22 protein-coding genes are annotated in these 20,187 nt (G+C 42.6%); 5 read left to right on the top strand and 17 right to left on the bottom strand.

The window, feature by feature from the left end; genetic code table 11:
- Nucleotides 1–53: 53 nt before the first annotated feature.
- Complete coding sequence (locus B2746_RS03970) at nucleotides 54–2,009, top strand: sensor histidine kinase (protein ID WP_290791186.1); 1,956 nt, start codon at nucleotides 54–56, stop codon at nucleotides 2,007–2,009.
- Here B2746_RS03970 and B2746_RS03965 read toward each other — a convergent pair.
- The 7 genes from B2746_RS03965 to B2746_RS03935 are packed head-to-tail and all read right to left on the bottom strand — an operon-like array spanning nucleotide 1,989 to nucleotide 8,119.
- Nucleotides 1,989–2,381 (bottom strand): DUF423 domain-containing protein, encoded by a 393-nt coding sequence (locus B2746_RS03965; protein WP_290791184.1) that lies wholly within the window; start codon nucleotides 2,379–2,381, stop codon nucleotides 1,989–1,991. The genes B2746_RS03970 and B2746_RS03965 overlap by 21 nt on opposite strands.
- A complete protein-coding gene (locus B2746_RS03960; protein WP_290791182.1) occupies nucleotides 2,374–2,880 on the bottom strand; it encodes a shikimate kinase in 507 nt (168 codons plus the stop codon). Before B2746_RS03960 ends, B2746_RS03965 begins: the two co-directional genes overlap by 8 nt.
- A 1-nt stretch (nucleotide 2,881) precedes the next feature.
- Complete coding sequence (locus B2746_RS03955) at nucleotides 2,882–4,060, bottom strand: acyl-CoA dehydrogenase family protein (protein ID WP_290791181.1); 1,179 nt, start codon at nucleotides 4,058–4,060, stop codon at nucleotides 2,882–2,884.
- 34 nt (nucleotides 4,061–4,094) lie between these two features.
- The gene (gene pyrF / locus B2746_RS03950; RefSeq protein WP_290791180.1) at nucleotides 4,095–4,898 is read right to left on the bottom strand and encodes an orotidine-5'-phosphate decarboxylase; all 804 of its coding nucleotides are present in this window, start codon (nucleotides 4,896–4,898) and stop codon (nucleotides 4,095–4,097) included.
- Nucleotides 4,899–4,918: 20 nt separating this feature from the next.
- Nucleotides 4,919–6,175 (bottom strand): kynureninase, encoded by a 1,257-nt coding sequence (gene kynU / locus B2746_RS03945; RefSeq protein ID WP_290791178.1) that lies wholly within the window; start codon nucleotides 6,173–6,175, stop codon nucleotides 4,919–4,921.
- Between the two features lie 54 nt (nucleotides 6,176–6,229).
- Entirely contained in the window at nucleotides 6,230–7,015 is a 786-nt protein-coding gene (locus B2746_RS03940; protein ID WP_290791177.1) for an SDR family oxidoreductase, read from the bottom strand.
- 9 nt (nucleotides 7,016–7,024) lie between these two features.
- Nucleotides 7,025–8,119: an Mrp/NBP35 family ATP-binding protein gene (locus B2746_RS03935; RefSeq protein ID WP_290791175.1), complete on the bottom strand. Its 1,095-nt coding sequence runs from the start codon at nucleotides 8,117–8,119 to the stop codon at nucleotides 7,025–7,027.
- Nucleotides 8,120–8,214: 95 nt separating this feature from the next.
- Here B2746_RS03935 and B2746_RS03930 point away from each other — a divergent pair, with 95 nt between their 5' ends.
- From B2746_RS03930 to B2746_RS03920, 3 genes are all read left to right on the top strand, one after another.
- Complete coding sequence (locus B2746_RS03930) at nucleotides 8,215–8,856, top strand: carboxypeptidase-like regulatory domain-containing protein (RefSeq protein ID WP_290791173.1); 642 nt, start codon at nucleotides 8,215–8,217, stop codon at nucleotides 8,854–8,856.
- Between the two features lie 29 nt (nucleotides 8,857–8,885).
- On the top strand, nucleotides 8,886–9,779 hold the full coding sequence (locus B2746_RS03925) for a 3-hydroxyacyl-CoA dehydrogenase family protein (RefSeq protein WP_290791171.1): 894 nt from the start codon (nucleotides 8,886–8,888) through the stop codon (nucleotides 9,777–9,779).
- Nucleotides 9,780–9,936: 157 nt separating this feature from the next.
- On the top strand, nucleotides 9,937–10,113 hold the full coding sequence (locus tag B2746_RS03920; protein ID WP_290791170.1) for a hypothetical protein: 177 nt from the start codon (nucleotides 9,937–9,939) through the stop codon (nucleotides 10,111–10,113).
- Here the strand turns inward: B2746_RS03920 and B2746_RS03915 are convergent.
- Genes B2746_RS03915 through B2746_RS03900 form a run of 4 tightly spaced genes read right to left on the bottom strand, consistent with a single transcriptional unit; the run spans nucleotide 10,110 to nucleotide 13,682 of the window.
- Entirely contained in the window at nucleotides 10,110–10,796 is a 687-nt protein-coding gene (locus B2746_RS03915) for a hypothetical protein (RefSeq protein WP_290791168.1), read from the bottom strand. The genes B2746_RS03920 and B2746_RS03915 overlap by 4 nt on opposite strands.
- Nucleotides 10,793–11,344 carry an RNA polymerase sigma factor gene (locus B2746_RS03910; protein WP_290791167.1) on the bottom strand — a complete coding sequence of 184 codons (552 nt, stop codon included), beginning with the start codon at nucleotides 11,342–11,344 and terminating at the stop codon, nucleotides 10,793–10,795. The genes B2746_RS03915 and B2746_RS03910 overlap by 4 nt, the downstream gene beginning before the upstream one ends.
- On the bottom strand, nucleotides 11,341–12,144 hold the full coding sequence (locus B2746_RS03905; protein ID WP_290791166.1) for a hypothetical protein: 804 nt from the start codon (nucleotides 12,142–12,144) through the stop codon (nucleotides 11,341–11,343). The genes B2746_RS03910 and B2746_RS03905 overlap by 4 nt, the downstream gene beginning before the upstream one ends.
- Nucleotides 12,145–12,164: 20 nt before the next feature.
- Entirely contained in the window at nucleotides 12,165–13,682 is a 1,518-nt protein-coding gene (locus B2746_RS03900; protein ID WP_290791165.1) for a hypothetical protein, read from the bottom strand.
- Nucleotides 13,683–13,784: 102 nt separating this feature from the next.
- Here B2746_RS03900 and B2746_RS03895 point away from each other — a divergent pair, with 102 nt between their 5' ends.
- On the top strand, nucleotides 13,785–14,525 hold the full coding sequence (locus B2746_RS03895; RefSeq protein ID WP_290791164.1) for a YdcF family protein: 741 nt from the start codon (nucleotides 13,785–13,787) through the stop codon (nucleotides 14,523–14,525).
- Here the strand turns inward: B2746_RS03895 and B2746_RS03890 are convergent.
- From B2746_RS03890 to B2746_RS03865, 6 genes are read right to left on the bottom strand one after another with little or no spacing between them, the layout of a single operon-like run.
- Nucleotides 14,512–15,117 (bottom strand): IMPACT family protein, encoded by a 606-nt coding sequence (locus B2746_RS03890; protein ID WP_290791163.1) that lies wholly within the window; start codon nucleotides 15,115–15,117, stop codon nucleotides 14,512–14,514. The genes B2746_RS03895 and B2746_RS03890 overlap by 14 nt on opposite strands.
- Nucleotides 15,118–15,152: 35 nt before the next feature.
- Nucleotides 15,153–16,202 (bottom strand): bifunctional diaminohydroxyphosphoribosylaminopyrimidine deaminase/5-amino-6-(5-phosphoribosylamino)uracil reductase RibD, encoded by a 1,050-nt coding sequence (gene ribD, locus B2746_RS03885; protein WP_290791162.1) that lies wholly within the window; start codon nucleotides 16,200–16,202, stop codon nucleotides 15,153–15,155.
- Nucleotides 16,203–16,206: 4 nt separating this feature from the next.
- Nucleotides 16,207–17,160: a phytanoyl-CoA dioxygenase family protein gene (locus B2746_RS03880; protein ID WP_290791161.1), complete on the bottom strand. Its 954-nt coding sequence runs from the start codon at nucleotides 17,158–17,160 to the stop codon at nucleotides 16,207–16,209.
- Nucleotides 17,161–17,170: 10 nt separating this feature from the next.
- Entirely contained in the window at nucleotides 17,171–17,887 is a 717-nt protein-coding gene (locus B2746_RS03875; RefSeq protein ID WP_290791160.1) for an EcsC family protein, read from the bottom strand.
- Between the two features lie 12 nt (nucleotides 17,888–17,899).
- Nucleotides 17,900–19,612 carry a GMC oxidoreductase gene (locus B2746_RS03870; RefSeq protein ID WP_290791159.1) on the bottom strand — a complete coding sequence of 571 codons (1,713 nt, stop codon included), beginning with the start codon at nucleotides 19,610–19,612 and terminating at the stop codon, nucleotides 17,900–17,902.
- A gap of 2 nt (nucleotides 19,613–19,614) precedes the next feature.
- Complete coding sequence (locus tag B2746_RS03865; protein WP_290791158.1) at nucleotides 19,615–20,112, bottom strand: gluconate 2-dehydrogenase subunit 3 family protein; 498 nt, start codon at nucleotides 20,110–20,112, stop codon at nucleotides 19,615–19,617.
- Nucleotides 20,113–20,187: the final 75 nt, after the last annotated feature.

Genomic DNA, 20,187 nt, shown 5'->3' with positions numbered 1-20,187 from the left:
ATACATGCTGAGCAGGCTGGAAATAAATTGTATTTTGGCATATCCGATAGGGTATGAAAAAACGCATGGTCAAATCAATTAAATCGAACCTCCTACGAATATGCTTTTTAAACCTGCTGGGCCTGCTGTTATTGCCAGGCACAGATGTAAAGGCACAACAGCAACCCGGTTGGGATACAATCAAAACCAGCCAGATTCGCTTTTTTTGCTCTATCAGGGATTTTACCGGACTTTATATAGACAGCACGGAAAAGGCTGAAAAAGAACAGATAAGGAACCTGCCGTCTTTACAGGCAGTTACTGAAAATTATGAAAAAAGAATCCCAAGTTATTTTGTAGGAAAACCAATTTTTCTGCAATTCACGCTGTTTAATGATGCAGATACGGCAAGCACCGTTTATTTTTTACCCGGATTTTATTTTGAAGACATAGATCTGTACCGGTATAACAACCAAACAAAAGAACTTGAACCTGCTCCAGAATACCCGGGAGAAGGTATTTTTAATCCTAATGTAATCAGTAAGCTAATCCTGCAACCAGGTGAAACTTCCACCTATGTAACCAAGCTCAGTTTCATCAAAACCACTATTAATACCATTACCCCTACCCTTTCATTTGGCTATTTTTTACCAACACTGCTTTCCGAAGTGCAGAATCAGCGAAAAATAAACACCATTATCACTTTCCTGGTTTGCGGCATCATGCTGATGATGATTTTTTATTCCCTTGCTGAATTTTATATCAACCGGAACCGGGTATTTCTATATTATTCTGCTTATGCTATTTTGCTGGGAATCATGTTTTTTTTCAAGGCCTTTTTATATAAGACGCCCACCCCTTCCAATTATTTCTTTGAATCCTATTTTGATTTCATGTTGCAGGCGGGCGGAACGCTGTTTTATTTTATGTTCCTCCGGAAGTTTACGCAGTCTGCCGTCGAATTCCCCATCCTGAACAAGGTATTGCTTATACAACAGGCGATCACCATCTCGGGCATGTTATTATTTACCGTATTGCACTTCTTTAGTAATAAGTTCGATTTTCAAAACCTAACAGAAAACATAGTCAAGTATGCCTGGTCAGCCTGCACAATATTCTTTATAATTTATGCATTGATCACGCGGCATCATCTCCTGACTTATCTGGCCATTGGACACTGTTTTTTGTTTTTAGGCGGATTGCTTTCTTTATTCCTGATCAATTCCTCCTATCGATTCAATCATCAGCTGGCTTCTCTCATGAACGACTCTCTATTCTGGTATGAAATGGGGATTCTTTTTGAACTGATGTTTTTCCTGATCGCACTTTCTTATAAAAACCGGCTGGACATTTCGACCCGGGCAAGAGAAAAGGAACGTTTGCTGATGGAATATGAAAAAAGTGCCATTGAAAGAAAAATGGCAATCCTTGCGGCAAAACAGGAAGAACGAAATCGTATATCTGCCGATATGCATGATGAACTGGGATCAGGGGTAACAGCTATTCGCCTCATGAGCGAGCTTGCAAAAACCAAGATGAAAGACCATAGCCTGCCTGAGCTTGAACGGATTTCAAATTCAGCCAATGATCTGATCAGTAAAATGAATACCATCATTTGGACAATGAAAAATTCCAATGATTCGGTGGACAATATGATAGCCTATGTCCGATCATATGCAGCCGAATTTTTTGATAACACAGAAATCCGATGCGCGGTAGAATACCCCGACAACCTGCCCAGTATTGAAATGAGTGGAGAAAAAAGAAGGAATGTATTTCTCTGTATAAAAGAGGCCCTGCATAATACGTTGAAACATTCACAGGCCACCCAGGTCAAAATTCTTTTTAAAATCGGGCCACACCTGGTTATTCAGATTATTGATAATGGCATCGGAGTTAAAGAAACCAATATGCGTGAATTCAGCAATGGATTAACGAATATGCGGAAACGAATGGACACCATTGACGGACATTTCAACATCCGTGATGAAAATGGAACCACTGTTACCCTAAGTATTCCGCTTCAATAAAGCCCCAAAAAGCAGTACCCATCCAAGCACCAAAAAGAGTCCGCCTATTGGAGTTATTAACCCCAGTTTAGAAAGACCAACCGTATCAGTTGCTTTCAAAAATGTCAGTACATATAAAGAACCGCTGAAAAGTAAAATTCCAACCAGGAAGGATTGGGCAGCCCTTCTCAAAAGCGGACCCGGGAAATGTATGGCTATTAATCCAGTTGCAAGCAGCGCAAATACATGATAAAAATGATACCGGACTCCGGTTTCAAAAGTAGTTACTGTTTCGGGTGGTACAATCTGTTTCAAACCATGGGCACCAAAAGCTCCTAATACAACTGCCAATGCGCCTAAAAGAGCAGCACTGGATAATATGGATTTACTCATTTAAAATAGCTTCTTTTATTTGTTCCAGTGAAAGTTCTTCTTCATGCAGCGACAAATGAGCCTGCTCATAATACATTTTCCTGTCGTGCAATTTTTTAATAATAAAGGACTTCATATCCTCATCCGGAATATCACTTAATAAGGGGCGGTGTTTTTTTTCTTTCAGTAAACGTTCGATTAAAACAGCAGTTGCCGTATTCAGCCAGATTACTTTCCCATGCTCTTTCATATAATCGATATTTCCAAAAAAACAGGGAGTACCTCCACCACAGGAAAGCACAAATGCTTCGTGACTATTGGTAAGATTCATAAGTGTATCTTTTTCAAGTAGTCGGAAGTACTCTTCACCTTGTTCGGAGAAAATCTCTGTAATGGGTTTGCCTTCGCGTAACACAATCACATCGTCCAAATCAAAAAATGGAATATTCATACAGGCCGATAATTGCCGGCCCCAATGCGATTTACCGCTTCCCATGAATCCAATCAGATAAATTTTCATATCAACTGAATGCGTTCAAACCGGTAATATCCATCCCGGTTATTAACAAATGGATATCATGCGTGCCCTCATAGGTTACAACACTTTCGAGATTCATCATATGGCGCATCACGCTGAATTCGCCGGTAATACCCATTCCGCCTAAGACTTGTCGGGCATCACGGCAAATCTGTTGTGCTACTTCACAACCGTTTCGTTTGGCCATACTAACCTGAGCAGGTGTTACTTTCCCCTGATCCATCAGCACACCTACTCTCCAGTTCAATAACTGTGCCTTGGTAATCTCCGTTATCATTTCAGCCAGTTTCTTTTGTTGTAATTGAAAGCCAGCAATAGGCCGGTCGAACTGGATTCTTTCTTTTGCATAACGAAGAGCGGTATCATAACAATCCATTGCAGCTCCGATACTTCCCCAGGCAATACCAAATCTGGCTTTTGTGAGGCAACTAAGCGGTCCCCGCATTCCTTTACAATTTGGGAGTATATTAGTTTTTGGAACTTTTACCTGATCAAATACCAACTCACCAGTTGCGGAAGCACGAAGACTCCATTTTCCATGAGTTGTAGGGGTACTGAAACCTTCCATACCACGTTCAACAATTAATCCATGCACAACTCCTTCTTCATTTTTAGCCCATACTACTGCCAGATCGGCGAATGGTGCGTTGGAAATCCACATCTTGGCACCATTGAGAATCACATGATCTCCGGCATCGGTAAAATTCGTTAACATACCAGCAGGATTACTGCCATGATTGGGTTCTGTTAATCCGAAACAACCCAACCATTCTCCGCTTGCCAGTTTTGGGAGATATCTTCTTCTTTGCTCCTCGCTGCCGAATTCATAAATTGGAAACATAACCAGTGAGCCCTGAACGGATGCGGTAGAACGAACACCGCTATCTCCGCGCTCCAATTCCTGCATCATCAATCCGTAGGAAATATAATCCAGACCACCACCGCCGTATTCAACCGGAATAGTGGGACCAAACACCCCCAGTTCGCCCATTTGTTTAACTATCTGGCGAGGGAAGGCTGCTTTTTGTGCATAGTCTTCAATAATGGGTGAAATTTCCTGCTTCACATAGTTTCGTACCGCATCACGAATCATATGTTGTTCTTCGCTCAACAAATCATCGAGTAAAAGATAATCGGGAGATTGAAACAAATCCTGGGCCATGGCAACGTTTTTTAATCCTATGAATGTAGTCAGTTTATGCTAAATACCCGCTCATTTCCACCTGATATTGATGAGCAATGGCGCGGGCTTCTTCAGCAAAATCTTCGTTCTCGGAGGCATATATGATGGCCCGACTGGCATTAACCAATAAGCCCGCATCTGGAATCATTGCCCTGGCGGAAATTTCCTTAAGGCTTCCGCCCTGTGCTCCAACACCGGGTACAAGGAAAAAATGATCAGGCAAAATCCGTCTGATAGCTTCGAATTCATCTGCCTGCGTAGCACCCACAACAAACATCAGATTTCCCGGGTTTCCCCAGGAAGCCACCGTTCTCATCACTTTTTCATATAAAAATTCCGATCCCATTTTCTGCAACTCAAAATCGGCCGCCCCTTTATTGGAAGTCAAGCCTAAAACGATGGTCCATTTATCTTTGTATTCCAGAAAAGGCTGAACACTATCAGCTCCCATATAGGGAGCTACAGTAATGGCATCAAACGGCAAGGCTTCAAAAAATGCTCTCGCATATTGAGAACTGGTATTTCCAATATCTCCACGTTTTGCATCTGCAATTTTCAAATGGGTGGATGGAATATAGTGAACCGTTTCTTCCATAATCTGCCAGCCTTTTGTTCCCATTGCTTCATAAAAAGCTGTATTAATTTTATAACTGACACAATGGTCAACTGTTGCATCAATAATAGCCTTGTTAAATGCCAGCACTGCATCCGGCTTTTGCTGAAGGAAGGCTGGAATTTTTAAAGGATCGGTATCCAGTCCAACACACAAATAAGATTTTTTCTTTTTGATTTGTTCAACGAGTTCGTGCCTGTTCATACCCGCAAAGATAAGAAGGATTAACTGCCCAATACCTGAACAAATCGCCAGATTTCTTCGTATCGGTTATAAAGAGGAACAGGTGCTACACGAATTACATTGGGTTCTCTCCAATCTGCAAATATGCCCTGCCTTGTCAATTGGTCAAACAGTGTGCGGCCACCTTGCTTTACCAATAATGAAACCTGGCATCCTCTTGCCATTGATTCTGCCGGTGTGAGTATTTCAAATTTTCCAGGTTGGTCAGTAAGCAGGTGATCCAATAAAAATCTATGATAAGCCGCCATTTTTTGTGCTTTCACGAGGCAATTATCAAAACCTGCTGCAGCAAAAACTACTAAAGAGGATCGGTGAAGGGCATAAAGCAGGGGTGATGGTGTACTTAATTGCCAGCCCTCTGCTGATTGTACAGGCTTAAAGCCTTTCTCCATTTTAAACCGTGATTCTTTTTCATAGCCCCACCAACCTGCAAAACGATGAAGTGTTTCATCCTTGTGGTAACGCTCATGAATAAACGCAGCTCCGATTGCACCCGGACCTGCATTCAGGTATTTGTAACTGCACCAGCAGGCGAAATCGATGTTCCAGCTATGCAATTCAAGTTTTATATTTCCGGCTGCATGTGCAAGATCAAAGCCAACTTTTGCACCCACCGCATGTCCGGCCTGCGTGATGGATTCCAGATCAAAAACCTGTCCCGTATAATAATTTACTCCTCCCCATAATACCAATGCAAGTTCCTCTCCGGCTGCATGAATGGCTGATAAGATATCATCCAGTCGGATAGTAGTTTCTCCATCACGGGGACCAACTTCTATTAGTTCTTCATCGGGATTCAGACCAAGGGATATCAGGTGCGTTTCAAACATGTATTGATCGCTTGGGAAGGCCCTGGCTTCGCAGATTATTTTTTTTCTTTTGCCGCCTGGACGGTAGAAACTCACCATCATCAGATGTAGATTGACAGTCAGCTGGTTCATAACGACCAGTTCAGCAGGCAATGCGCCCACAATTTCTGCAAGCGGTTTCAGGAGGTGATCATGGTATTGCAACCAGGGGTCTTCTCCCATAAAAAAACCTTCAACACCAAAACGCGCCCATTGATCCAGCACCTGATGTAAATAAATCGAGGTCTTTTTCGGTTGTAAGCCCAGTGAATTACCAAGAAAATAAACCTGTTCACGCCCCTGCACTTCAGGAATTATAAATTCATCCCGAAAAGCAGCCAGCGGATCCACCGCATCCAGCTCCAATGCATATCCCAAATCACTTCTCATAATTCAAACTTTTAACTTCCCACTTCCCACTTCCCACTTCCCACTTCCCACTTCCTAAATGGCCCCTGTTCTCCCACCATCTACCGGAATACTCGTTCCGGTTATATAGGAAGCAGCCGGACTCGCCAAAAATGCAGCCAGGGAAGCAATTTCTTCAGCCAGTCCAAAACGCAATAAAGGCACTTCAGCTGTCATGGAAGCTTCCTGCTCTTCCACGCTGATTCCTTTAGAGGAAGCCAGGTTTTCAGCCAAACTTTTCAGTCTTGCTGTGGAAGTAAAGCCGGGTAATACATTATTTACGGTAATACCATGCTTGCCCAATTCATTCGCCATAGTTTTCGCCCAGGAAGCAACTGCTCCGCGAATAGTATTGGATACACCCAGGTTATTTAAAGGAATTTTTACAGAGGTTGAAACGATATTGATAATTCTTCCATAACCTGCTTCAATCATGCCTGGCACCAGGGTTTGAGTAAGTGACTGATTTACCAGAATATGTTGCTGAAATGCTGCAAGAAAGCTGGTAGCATCTGCTTCTATTATTGGTCCGGGTTTTGGTCCACCGGTATTATTTACGAGAATCTGTATGCGCTTTTCTGAAGAAAGTTGTTTTACAAGATCGCTAATAAGTTCCCATCGGGAAAAATCAGCGATCGCATAGCTGTGTTTTTGTCCTTTGGAACAGTCCAGCGTTTTAACTGCTTCCTGAAGTGCTGCTTCATTTCTTGCAAGCAAAATGCAGGAAGTACCCAATAAGGCCAGTTCCTTAGCAATTGCTAGGCCAATGCCCTGGGAGCTTCCGCAAACCAGGGCAGTTTTATTTTCAAGTGATAGTTGCATGCTGCTAATTTAGGCAACCACTTCCACAACGCGAGTGGCTTCCAGGCTGGCATTCCGCATGGCAATACTTCTTGCTGCCAATCCGGCAAAATGTAAAAAAGCTTCTTTTGTAATTTCGTCATCCGACATCATGATTGGCATTCCTTTATCACCTCCTTCGCGGATCGACTGAACCAGGGGTATTTGTCCGAGGAAGGGGATATCATATTCTTCCGCCAGTTTTTTTCCGCCTTCTTTTCCAAAAATATAGTAGCGGTTATTGGGCAATTCTGCCGGGGTGAAATAACTCATATTTTCAACTATTCCAATAATTGGAACTTTGATTTGTGCCTGACCGAACATCGCGATTCCTTTTTTTGCATCAGCGAGTGCCACATCCTGGGGAGTAGTAACCACCACCACGCCGGTAACAGGAACGGTTTGCATCAGTGTAAGGTGAATATCGCCGGTTCCCGGTGGCATGTCGATAACAAGATAATCCAACTCATCCCAGAAAACATCGGTAACAAATTGTTTAATGGCACTGCTGGCCATAGGTCCCCGCCAGACAACTGCATTTTTTTCATCCACCAGCAAACCAATAGACATCAGTTTGATGCCATATCGCTCCAGCGGAACGATCAGTCCTTTTTCTCCACCGGCCATCATCTTTGGACGTTCTCCCCTTACACCAAACATAATCGGAACACTTGGACCATAGATATCGGCATCCATCAATCCTACTTTTGCGCCACCCTGCGCCAGCGCAAGGGCAAGATTTGCAGAAACAGTACTTTTTCCTACACCTCCTTTACCGCTTACTACAGCTATAATATTTTTGACTTTGGGAAGTATTTGCCCCGAATCAGTTCTTTTACTATTTGTATTTGCTGTAAAATTTACTGTAACAAGTGCGTCCTTATTTACGAGTAATTTAACCGCATTGATCGATGCATTTTTCATCAGATCCTTCATTGGACAGGCCGGAGTGGTCAAAACAATTGTAAAACTTACTTCATTTCCATTGATCTTCAGGTCCTTTACCATATTCAGGCTGACAATATCACTTCCCAAATCAGGTTCCTGCACATTTCCCAGCGCTTTTAATATTTCTTCTTGCGTCATTATTATTAATATTGATAGAGAATTTTAGTGCAAAATTAACCAATGGTATCGGTAAATTGTTGAACCAGATACCCCGATATGTTATATTTGATGCAATGAAGCGAATTTTATCTCTTGTCATAGTAAGTATTTTTTGTATTTGTAAGCCGGCTTCCGCACAGTTTGAAACCATGAAAGACTCTGTAGTGATGTTGTATGGAGTGGTGATGACTGCTGACAGTCTGGATGGAATCCCCTCTGTTAGTGTTTCTATTAAAGGAAGTGGCAGAGGTACCATTACAAATGACCAGGGTGTGTTTTCCATCGTTGCATTGAAAGGTGATATTATTGAATTCACCAGTGTGGGTTACAAGCCCAAGCTTGCGGAAATTCCCCGTAATCTGGAAGGTAATCAATTCAGTATAGTTCAGTTAATGGTGATAGATACCCAATACCTTCCTGCAACCATCATTCGGCCCAGACCCACAAGGGAACAGTTTGAGCGGGATTTTGTGAACATGACAGTAGCTGATGACGACCTCGAAATAGCCAGAAAAAACACAAATGAACAAACCCGAAGGGCGTTAATGAGTATTTTGCCTGCTGATGGTAAGGAAGCGGCCAATTATGCACTTCGCCAACAGGCAACCCGCTATTCCTATCAGGGTACAACTCCTCCAATCAATCTTATGAACCCGATGGCATGGGCAGAGTTTATCAAATCCTGGAAGCGGGGTGATTTCAAAAGAAAAAACTAGCCCTTATTTTTACGGTCTAAATTATTGCTATGTTCAATCAGATTGCTGTCATAGGTGCGGGCACCATGGGAAATGGTATTGCCCATGTTTTTGCTCAGTTCGGATTCAGGGTTAACCTTGTAGACAGAGATCCCGCCCAACTGGAAAAGGCAATAGCAACCATCACCAGAAATCTGGAGCGTCAGGTAGGAAAAGGACTTTTAACAGAGCAGGACAGCGAGCAGGCCCTTCAGCGGATTCAATCTGTCCAGAACCTCAAAGAAGGGATTCAGGCTGCCGATCTCATTATTGAGGCTGCTACTGAAAATACCGAACTGAAACTTTCCATTTTCAAAGAGCTGGACCAGTTGGCTCCAGGTGATGCCATTCTTGCCTCCAATACGTCTTCTATATCCATTACCAAAATAGCCAGTGCTACCCAACGACCAGAAAAAGTAATCGGAATGCATTTTATGAATCCTGTTCCGGTAATGAAATTGGTGGAAATCATCAATGGTTATTCTACAGAACAGCAGGTTACAGAGAAAATAGTTGAATTAAGCCGGCTGCTTAATAAAATCCCCTCTGTCGTAAATGATTACCCTGGTTTTATAGCGAACCGCATTCTGATGCCCATGATCAATGAAGCCATTTATAGTTTATATGAAGGCGTTGCCGGTGTGGAAGAAATTGATACCATTATGAAACTTGGTATGGCACATCCGATGGGACCACTACAATTAGCGGATTTCATCGGGCTGGACACCTGCCACAGCATTCTGAAAGTGCTGCACGAGGGCCTGGGCAATCCCAAATATGCTCCCTGCCCACTATTAACCAATATGGTAACTGCCAGAAAATTTGGGGTAAAATCAGGAGAAGGCTTTTATCTCTACACGAAAGGTTCAAAAGATTTGGTGGTTCATCCCCGATTCAGCCAGTAAAGCTGCATTTCAGCAGGCAGGTTTTGCGATTTAATCCTGCTTTTTGCAGTTTCATGCCGTAAAAACAGCGGTTTAGCAGAATCCTCTTGCATTTGGCCTGATTTATATTCAATTTTATACCCGAATCATTTACCAGGATTCCATTAAACCTTTGAACATGAAACTGGCTTCAATTATCATTCTAGCACTTGGATTAATTCTAACAACCAGCTTATCAGCAGGTTACAAGTCCAAATGTAGTTATAGCCAGGCTATTAATCAGGCGCCTGACCATGAACCAATAAAGGATGCTGAAATCATGGAACTTTCTACATTGAGTGTGTTGGTGTATTAAGTACTGTCCCTTTGTCCTTTTTGCGGTACGATCCGGTAGTCATCGGAACTGATTCCCTTGATACCGGACGGGCGTTTACGGCCTCCTGAGGAATCTTTTTTGATTTCGGAAGCTGTTGTTGTGGACACTGTATCTAACCGGGCGCTATCTGGCTGCCCGGTTATTTCATTTAAGGGTGGTACAGGTTGTTGCGTTCTGGCTGAATCCGGAGAAGGCAAAACAACCTGATTCGGAAGCAAGAACGAAGCTGAATCTGAAACAATTGGGCCTTTCCCCGTCCCGGTCCCAGTCGGAGAAACAGCATTTACCTGCTGGTTTTCGTTGGATAAAATGGGCTCTGCAGTTGTTGAAGGTAAACCTGGCATATCCAGGGGCAGAAGAATATTGTCATCTGGGATAATCTTATTGGAATTAAATCGGTACAGCAGGAAGATCGCGATTCCTGCCAATATTAATAATAAAGTCCAACCCCGCCAGCCGGAAACAGGGGTGGTTCCTGCAGGATCGGTAACAGGCTCACCGCCATTGCCAGGGTCATTGCCAAAATCATCATCATCAGTTGGCAGATCTCTATCGAGCTCTGTAGTTATGCGAAGCCAGATTCCATCAGCCATTTCCGGTAAGGGGGGCAATTGCTCCAGCTTGCTTGCAATTAATTGTTCATATGGGAAGGTTGCATTCATGAATGATGCGAATCCTGTAGTTTTTTGATGAGTTGTTTTCTTGCCTCACTGAGGTGCCATTTACTGGTTCCCTCGCTGATCTGCAGTTTCTCTGCAATCTCACGATGGTTATAACCATCCACTGCATATAATATGAACACTGCATGGGTAGCCGGAGGAAGCTGCTGGATCATTGTCATCAACTCCTTCGCATTTAATTGCTCAATAGCTTCATTATTTATATTGGGAGCTGCAGTTGTTTCAAACTCCAGTTCCATTTCATTCCCAAACTTCGATCTTGCTTTAATATGATCCAGGCCTTCGTTTATAACAATTCTTCGCAACCAGGTTTGAAATGCCGCAATGGATGGATCAAAACTTTTGATGCTTTTAAACACTTTAACGAAGGCCTGGCTCACAATATCAGCTGCATCTGCTTCATCTCTTGAATAACGTTGGGCAATTACCATAGCATAGGAATAGTACTGGCGGTATAAATATTCCTGTGCCTTCCGGTTGTTCGCTATACAACCATCAATTATAACCTGTATGTCAAGGGTCGTGCTCAATTATTTGTCAGATCCTGCTTTCGTTTTAATAATAAAGAAGAAGAGGCAGCAGCCAGCATCATCTTATACGCAGGATCCAGGTCATTTAGTATCCAGATCTGATTATCAAGCAAATCAACAATCCCAACTACCCCCCCATCAATCCGGATTTCATAACCTGCAAATGTTGGTCCGCCCAGCACTTTTACCTCTTTACCCTTCGTATTGGTATAATTTCCTATTCGTAAGGTCTGGATAGAAAACTGTATATCTCCATTTGTAAGATACCCCTGTTCTTCATATTCAGTGGACTTCCCTTCCTTATGTACCATTACCAACTGCCAGGGTTCAGGTGCAGCATCAGCTACCATCATAATAGCAGCTGAAAATGCGTATTGCAAGCTGGTGGTTCTTGCCAACTCTCCCCATCTGGGATCCCTGTTTTTATAAACTAGTTGACGCTCATTAAATTTCTCCAGTGCAAAAACCGCCGCTTTTTCTTTCCCGTTAGTTATGGTGAATTGGAGCTTGTTCTTTTCTGTTGTATTTCTGTTATCTGTATTTATATCAAATACTTTCAAAATCTGGTCTTCGGGTTTAAAACTAATGCGACTGGCCTGCCATACAGAGGTAAAGTCCCAGCCCCTTTTTACGGAGCTGGTCTGGTATTCTCCAAAAGTCAATTGCTGATTAATCATCCATCCATTTACGCCTTTCACTTTCATGGGCGTTGCAGCCTTTTCAAATTCTCCGGGTACAGCTACTTTCGCTGCGCTGCATGATAACAAAAGCACCCAACTGAACAGTATCAGATATTTCATAAAAGTGATCATTAAAGATATTAATTACTATACGTATAAACTGTTTTCATGCGATACATATCAGTGTTGTCCTGATAAGATTTATAATAAGTATACAATACTACCGGATATCCATCTGCATTGTACTCATACTCATACTTGTATGGAACAGATGAAGGAATAGCACCCGAATAGCCTGAATTTCTTCCTGCCACATTATTCTTCGAAACATGCGACAGATACATATCAGGGAAGAGCTTGTTGGTAAATCTTGGGTTGATCATCTGGTCGTACTGAAATTTACCACCTTCCTGTCCGCCTGTTGAAGTAGCAGCAGTATAGCTCACCTTATTACCACCAGCAAAAGTAGCTGCATAATGAACTGTATGTCCATTGTCCAACACCATATACACATCTGTTACGCCGCCCTCAGTTGAAATACCATTTTCAATTACACTGGTAGTGGTACGATCATACATTGTCTGTATGATATGAGTTACCTTTCCGTTTCCATCCAGCTCATAGCGGGTTTCACCTACTCTTTTATTAGTTGGGTCGATACGGTCTACTCCAATCAGAGTTGAACCCTGGTAGATTCCTTTATCAGAGAAAATGTACTGCAAGTCCTGGCTCTGCGGTTTTTTCTGGTAATAGTTTACTTCTTTTAACTGACCATCGGCCTGCTGCTGGTACATTGTAAGGGATTGTTTCTGCCAGTTACCCATGATCTCCAGGTAGGTTTCTTCCTGCTGCAACCATTTGCGGTTCTTCTGTCCTTCCAGGATGATACGATTGCCTCCAGCTACTTCTTCGCGAGTCACTACTTTTTTGACAGGCACATTCCAGATATTTCCAACAAGTTCAAACTTAACAGCCCTCTCACTGAAACGAATCTCCTCTTCCAGGCTGTTACGCTCAATGGTACGGGTTACTGTTTCTCCATTACCGAATGTAGAAACCAGGTTGAATTTTAAAACCGGTGCGTCGTATACGATACCTGCTATAGTGATTGCAGCCTGGACATTTACCAGCAGTCCATTACGCTGGAACGTAGTTTTGGAGTAGCCGAAATCTTCCGGACCAACCATTTCATCCGTAATCAATAACTGCGGACGGAAAACCGTAGGCTCTTTAGTAAGCAATTGGTGTTGTGGTAAACCAATCTGGATGTTCTGAGCCAGTCTTGAATTGGAGAGTGGGGTAGCATAAAGCGCTTTATTCTCCTTTTTAACCACTAGTTGAGTCATAGAGTAAGTGCCTTTATCAAGAACTATCTCCTGCGATCTCCACTGGTAGGCTTGTGGACCAATTTTGCCAATCCTGATTGGTTTGTTTTGCAGTACAGGCTGGTTTTGATTATTTACCACTGTTATATAGGCATCCAGACTATCTTCTGCATGCAATTCCTGCAATCCCAGTTCCAGTTGGAAAATGCCGGAATCTTTTACAGCAATGGGGTCCTTAGGACCCGGTTTTGAAGGAATGATCACCTCATCATCTTTCTGACAGGCGGTAAGAAATAGAATACTCAAAAGGAAAAGGCTAAAGATCTGTTTCATGATTGTATATTGTTTTAACTATGGACTATACCTTCGCTGCTCTCAAAAGGGTTGGGTTCGACTCCTGTGTTTTAGATAACTTTAACAATTATTGATTTTTTCATGCTTCCACTGCTTTCAAAAATTGTCACGTTCTTCCTATCACCTGCCAACTGGATATTGGTTATTGCACTGCTGTTTTTAATAGGGAAACCCGGAAATTGGAAACGTCGCTATGGAATAGTCCTGGTCACGATAACATTGCTCTTCACCAATCCTGCCCTTTTTTATTTCTGTCTCCAATCCTGGCAACCAGCTTTTGTGCCGGCTACTGGAAAATTTGAGGCAGTTATTCTGCCAGGCGGACTTTCCAGCTATGATAAAAATGGACAGGGATATTTCGGACAGGCTGCAGATCGATTCATTCAGGCCGCAAAGCTGGTTCATAGCGGGGTGGCAGAAAAGGTAATTGTGACCGGCGGAAATGGTTTCCTAAACAGGAAGCTACCGCCTGAAGCAGATTTTGTTAAAACGGAATTAATCCAAAATGGAATTTCACCGGCCATCATTTTTACTGAAAACAAAAGCCGTAACACGAAGGAGAATGCAAGCTTTACTAAGTCCTTGATTGACAGTTTGAAAATGAGGGGGCCTTTTATTCTGGTGACCTCTGCCATGCACATGCGCCGATGTGAATCAGAATTTAACAAAGTCGGAATCAGGATAACCAGGCATTGTGCAAACTATGAAGTGACCAACGGTTTTCAGCAATGGTATGACTGGATATGGCCCGACTTTTCGCTACTTGAAAAATGGAATAGATTAAATAAAGAAATAGTGGGTTGGCTGGTCAGCAAGCTTTGACTTCCACTGTATGCAACTGCTTAAGCCGATATAATACTTCCTCTTCACGGTTTAAAGGAACTCCTATCTTATACAAACAAAACAATTGTACTTCCTGCTGAAGAAGGGTGCAATTGCATTGTTTGATCAGCATCATCACCTCATTGAGCATAGTATAATCAAACTGTAGTTGATAAGAGCGCTCAATCGTCTTCTGAACAAAGGGGATAGTCTGCAACACCACGCTGGCTGTTGTTTTATACGCATTGATCAAACCCGGAACTCCCAGCATGGTTCCACCGAAATACCGAACAACTACCACACCCACATTCACCAGTACCTTACTGTCTATCTGTCCAAGGATCGGCTTACCAGCTGATCCGGAAGGCTCCCCATCATCGTTCACACGGAAACTGTTACCATCCAGACCAATTCGATATGCAAAGCAATGATGAGTGGCTTTGGGGTGTTCTTTTTTTATTTGTTCCAGCTCTTTTTTGAATTGCTCAACAGAACCAATCGGAAATGCATATCCGATAAAGCGGCTTCCTCTGTCGCGGAATTCAGCCGTACCTGGTTTTTCAATTGTTGTATAAAAAGTTTTATTATCCATAGCGTACACTGAAAACAGCGCGCAAAGGTACTGTTTTAAGGGCTAGAAACAGGTCGATATACAAATACCTCATCCTCTCCTGCCATATACCTTGCATGAAGAACGGCATGTTCGGGGCGGGGAGCCGGATATCCCTGGTCGAGATAAAGGCTGGTTGAACGGATTTGTCTGATTTCATTCCAATAACCAGCTTTCAAAAAACGGTCGATTGTTAGGGAGCCTCCTTCTACGAGAATGGAAATAATGGATCGCCTATAACAATCTGTCAGCAACTGTTCTAATAAAGGCTGATCTGTTTTCAGCTGTACCCATTCAACCTGGTTTTCAACCTGATTTTTCAGAAAATTATAGACGATTGTATTTCCCGGTTCAGAAAACAACCTGGCATTTTCAGGAACTCTTAATTGGGGATCAATTAGCAACCGAACCGGATTTTTACCATTTACCCACCGGACGGTTAATGAAGGATCATCGCTTATTGCCGTTGTTGCTCCTATCAGAATGGCCATTTCTTCTGCCCTCCACTGATGAACCAGCCGTCCGGCAAGAGGACCACTTATTGCTGTTCTGGCCTTATCTTTCGCTGCAATCGCCTGATTTAATGATTCAGCCCATTTTAAAATAATATAGGGGCGTTTATTTAGATGAAACGTAAAAAAGCGACGATTCTGCTCTCTTGCAGCCGCCCCTTCAACATCAAGTTCCACTTCAACCCCGGCATTCTTTAATTTTTCAATTCCTTTTCCGTTTACCTGATCAAATGGATCACGTGTAGCAACCACTACTTTTTTTATTGCATTCCGGATGATCAGATCTGCACATGGCGGGGTTTTTCCAAAATGGGCACAGGGTTCAAGTGAAACATAGAGTGTACTATCAGGTATGTAAACTCGATCTTCGGGTTTTACGGAAGCAAGACAGTTCACTTCAGCATGTGCATTTCCATATGCTTCATGATAGCCTTCCCCAATTATCCGGTTATTATAAACCAGTACTGCTCCTACCAACGGATTAGGCGCTACCCTGCCGGCTCCAAGTGCAGCCAGTTGCAGGCAACGCTTCATATAAATCTGATCCTGCTTCATTGTATTATTTTAGTCCGGATCGTACTAATGCCGGGCGCTGGGTAATTTCATGATAACATATGCTTTCATCATCAAAATAATGAAAAACAATACTTTTTCTCGTTTTCGATTTATCTCTATGTATCTCACCTCCATGAAAAAGATTGGCATGCCAGATCATCAGACTGCCTTTCGGAATGCATAAGATTTCTTTTTTCAGGTCAAGCTCTTTAATTTTTCCCTGCATGAATTGCTCGTATGCTGAATAATCTTTGGGACCCAGTAAAAAGAAATTGCCTTCATTATTATAATCAGCGTTCAGATAATAAGGTAATTTATGCGAACCCGGATAATAATGAAGAGGTCCGTTTTCCGGATGAATATCTTCCAATGCTATCCAAACACCAAGTAAGCCACCCAGCGGGTAGGTTGTCATATGAATACTATCAGAATGACTAGCCTGCTCACTTCCTTTTAAAAAATTTATACTCTGAAAGAGTACAGCATGTCCGTCCATCAATTCTGATAAAAGGCTCAACAGCTCAGGATCTTTTCCAATTTCCCGAAGCAGTTGTGAGTGGTGAATCGCAAACATGATTTTTCCTCCATTCCCCTGCTGAACAGTGCCCTTCATTAAAAGATCGTGCATTTCTGCGTTAATGGAGTCCACCTGATGTTGGTCCAGGTATTGATTCAAAACAGCATAGCCATTTTGTTCAAAGTTGTCCAGCGATTTTTTACTTTCAGCATCTAATAAACTATACAGTTTCGTTGCCTGAACACCAGAACAATTAGGCAATCTTTTTTTTTGAAGCTCCTCGGGCACTTTAAGAAAATCTCTGCTGGAAACGGATGAAAAATAAAATTTATTCAATCCAAGTTGCCGGTACTTTTCGACAGTATGACTGAGTTGTTTTTTGTGAAACAAATTATAGAGTGAATAAGCCCATTTAAACCGGCGAACAAATTGACTGATCATATACTCAAAATTAAGCCAGAATCCGCATCCTGTAGGCATTCATGGCAGTTACCCCCAACTTCCGCACGAGTCTGTAATTTACTACCAATCCAACCGGTGCTCCGATAACCGGAATCAGTTGCGCCAGCTTAGCTATATCAAGATAATCACGGTATTCCTGTTGAAAATTCCGCCAGTCAAACTGATGAATATCATCCGGTAACAAAGCTGCTTTTTCTGTCCAGTTCTCCATTTTCTGATAAATTTTTTGCCGGTGTTCCTGACTTGAAAAAGCGAGTTCCAATACATGTAAAATATAAATCCGTTCCTTATAATCTTTTACATCAAATCCATACATACTGGCTATATCAAACAACAATTTCAATTTAAGTCCGAGTAATATGGGAAAATCTGCCAGTCCCAATAATAAACCACCTGCACCGGTTACCGCGCCTTCTACAGAGGCCGTTTTCTGATACCAGTTGATCCGCTCTTTAATAGCGGCTTCCCTTGCCCAAAATGATTCGGATTGCAGCGGTACCGGACTTGTATACTGCGCACCAAACAAAACTGCCCTGATCATTTGTTTGATGGTGGCAGTAACTGCCTGGTGTACTTTCTCAGGTATCCAGGAATTGACTTTATTTTGCCAGGACTTGGAAAGCCGATTAATAAACCCGGGATTTGACTGCATTTCCTGCTGCCATATCCACAGTTCTCCTTTGATTTTTTCTTCGTATCCCTCCATGCGGGTAATTTCCTACAAATCTCCGGCTTTTAGCGCTTTAAATGCATAATCGACTGCCCTTGCAGTGAGGGCCATATAGGTTAAACTGGGATTTTGTGTTGCGGTAGACGTCATGCAGGCACCATCCGTTACAAATACATTTTTGCAATGATGGAGTTGATTCCATTTATTCAACAACGATGTTTTGGGATCATTCCCCATCCGCACCCCGCCCATTTCATGAATATCCAATCCTGGTGCCTGTTTGGAATCAGCTGTTTCAATATTCTTAAATCCAGCCAGTGTAAACATTTCTGTCATCTGTTCCAGATAATCTTTTACCATTTTTTCATCGTTCTGATCATATTCTATATTGATATTCAGCAGCGGCACGCCCCATTCATCCTTTTGATCGGCATCCAGGCTCACCCGGCCTGTTTCTTTGGGAATAGTTTCACCCATCATATGGGAACCGACCTGCCAGGGACCTGGTTTAGGATTCAAGAGATTCTTCTTTAATTCTTCCCCCCATCCATCTGCTCCCTGATTTGGGCGATAAGCACCAAAACCAGCAGCATATCCGCGTAAAAAATCAGTTTCCTGTTTTTTCACATTCCTGAAACGGGGAATATATCCGCTGTTTGGCCGACGGCCTCCTGAAGTTGTTTTGTCAGCAAAGCCCTCATACACTGCAGATACCCTTGCCCTGTAATTGTGAAAAGCCACGTATTTCCCAAGTAAACCATTATCATTACCCAAGCCCTGTGGAAAGCGGGAAGAAGTGGAATTCAATAAAATCAGGTTCGTATTTAACGCAGCAGCATTTACAAACAAAACCGGAGCAAAATATTCCGTGGCTTCCTTTGTGACGGCATCGATCACCCGAACGCCGGTTGCTTTTTGTTTGGCATCGTCATAAATGATGGAATGCACAACTGAATTCGGACGCAAGGTCAGATTTCCGGTTCGCATCGCCCAGGGAATAGTAGAACTATTACTACTGAAATATCCACCAAACGGACAACCACGCTGGCAGAGATTTCTGTTCTGGCATTGCGCCCTGCCCTGCTCCAGATGAATGGGCTGAGGTGCAGTAATATGAGCAGCCCGTCCAATAATAACCGGACGATTGGTATAGGCTGCTGCCATCTTTTTAGAAAAATAATCTTCCACACAATTCATTTCCATAGCGGGCAAAAATTCTCCATCCGGCAAAATATCCAACCCGTCTTTATTACCTGAAATACCGGCAAATTTTTCTACATAACTGTACCAGGGTGCCAGGTCTTTGTAACGGATAGGCCAATCCACCGCAAAACCATCTCTTGCAGGACCTTCAAAATCATATTCACTCCACCGCTGGGTTTGCCTTGCCCATAACAACGATTTTCCACCCACCTGATATCCCCGTATCCAGTCGAATGGTTTTTCCTGAACATAGGGATGTTCTTTATCCTTCACAAAAAAATGCAATGCATCTTCACGGAATGCATAACATTTACTAACCACGGGGTTCGCTTCTATAATTTCACGGGTTAACTGTCCGCGATGTTCGAGCTCCCAGGGCATTTTATTGGTAGTTGGATAATCTTTCAGATGCTTTACATCCCTACCCCTTTCCAGCACCAGGGTTTTCAATCCTTTTTCTGTAAATTCTTTGGCTGCCCAGCCTCCACTGATTCCGGAGCCGACAATGATAACATCAAAGGAATTCTCCTTTACACCCTTTGTATTCAAATACCCCATACTTATGATTTTGAAGTTGTGCTGTTCCGATCAACGCAGCCATAATATTTACCCGGCACCAATTGATACGGCAGTAAATTGGTCATCACATATTCGGATTGCGTGTAGCCCTGAATTACCAGTCTCCTGAAAGATTTCAGAAATGCAAGTTCCTCTTTCTGCTTATTTTTTTCAGCTGTGGCCATTAATGAAACAGGCTCTGCTTTTTCTGATTGCAGTTTTTTCAAACCTGCAACAAATGCTTCCTGTTCTTCTTTTACAAAACAATCATCCACCATTTTTAGTGCAAAAAGATGGCTGCCCAATTCAGCAGCTCCGGGTGTATCAGTGGGTGGAATCATAGCATCCGCCAGTTCTTTTAAAAACTGTTCCTGTGCGGGTGTAACCTGAATGGATTTTAACTGAATAGAAACTTTACCTTCCTTATAAACACAGGAGGGAATAAATGCCATCCCTGCGCCTACTACTAAAAAATGCCGGATCACCTGACGTCGGTCCATAACTTGCAGATTCTTTGATCAATTGATGCCAGCGAAAGATAGGATATTTTTAAAGCCAGCTTGCCAATTTGTCAA

It is taken from the genome of Flavihumibacter sp. UBA7668 (assembly GCF_002483205.1).
Classification (GTDB): Bacteria; Bacteroidota; Bacteroidia; order Chitinophagales; family Chitinophagaceae; genus Flavihumibacter.
The sequence above is the reverse complement of the archived record's forward strand: the minus strand, read 5'-3'. Positions and strand labels throughout refer to the sequence as shown.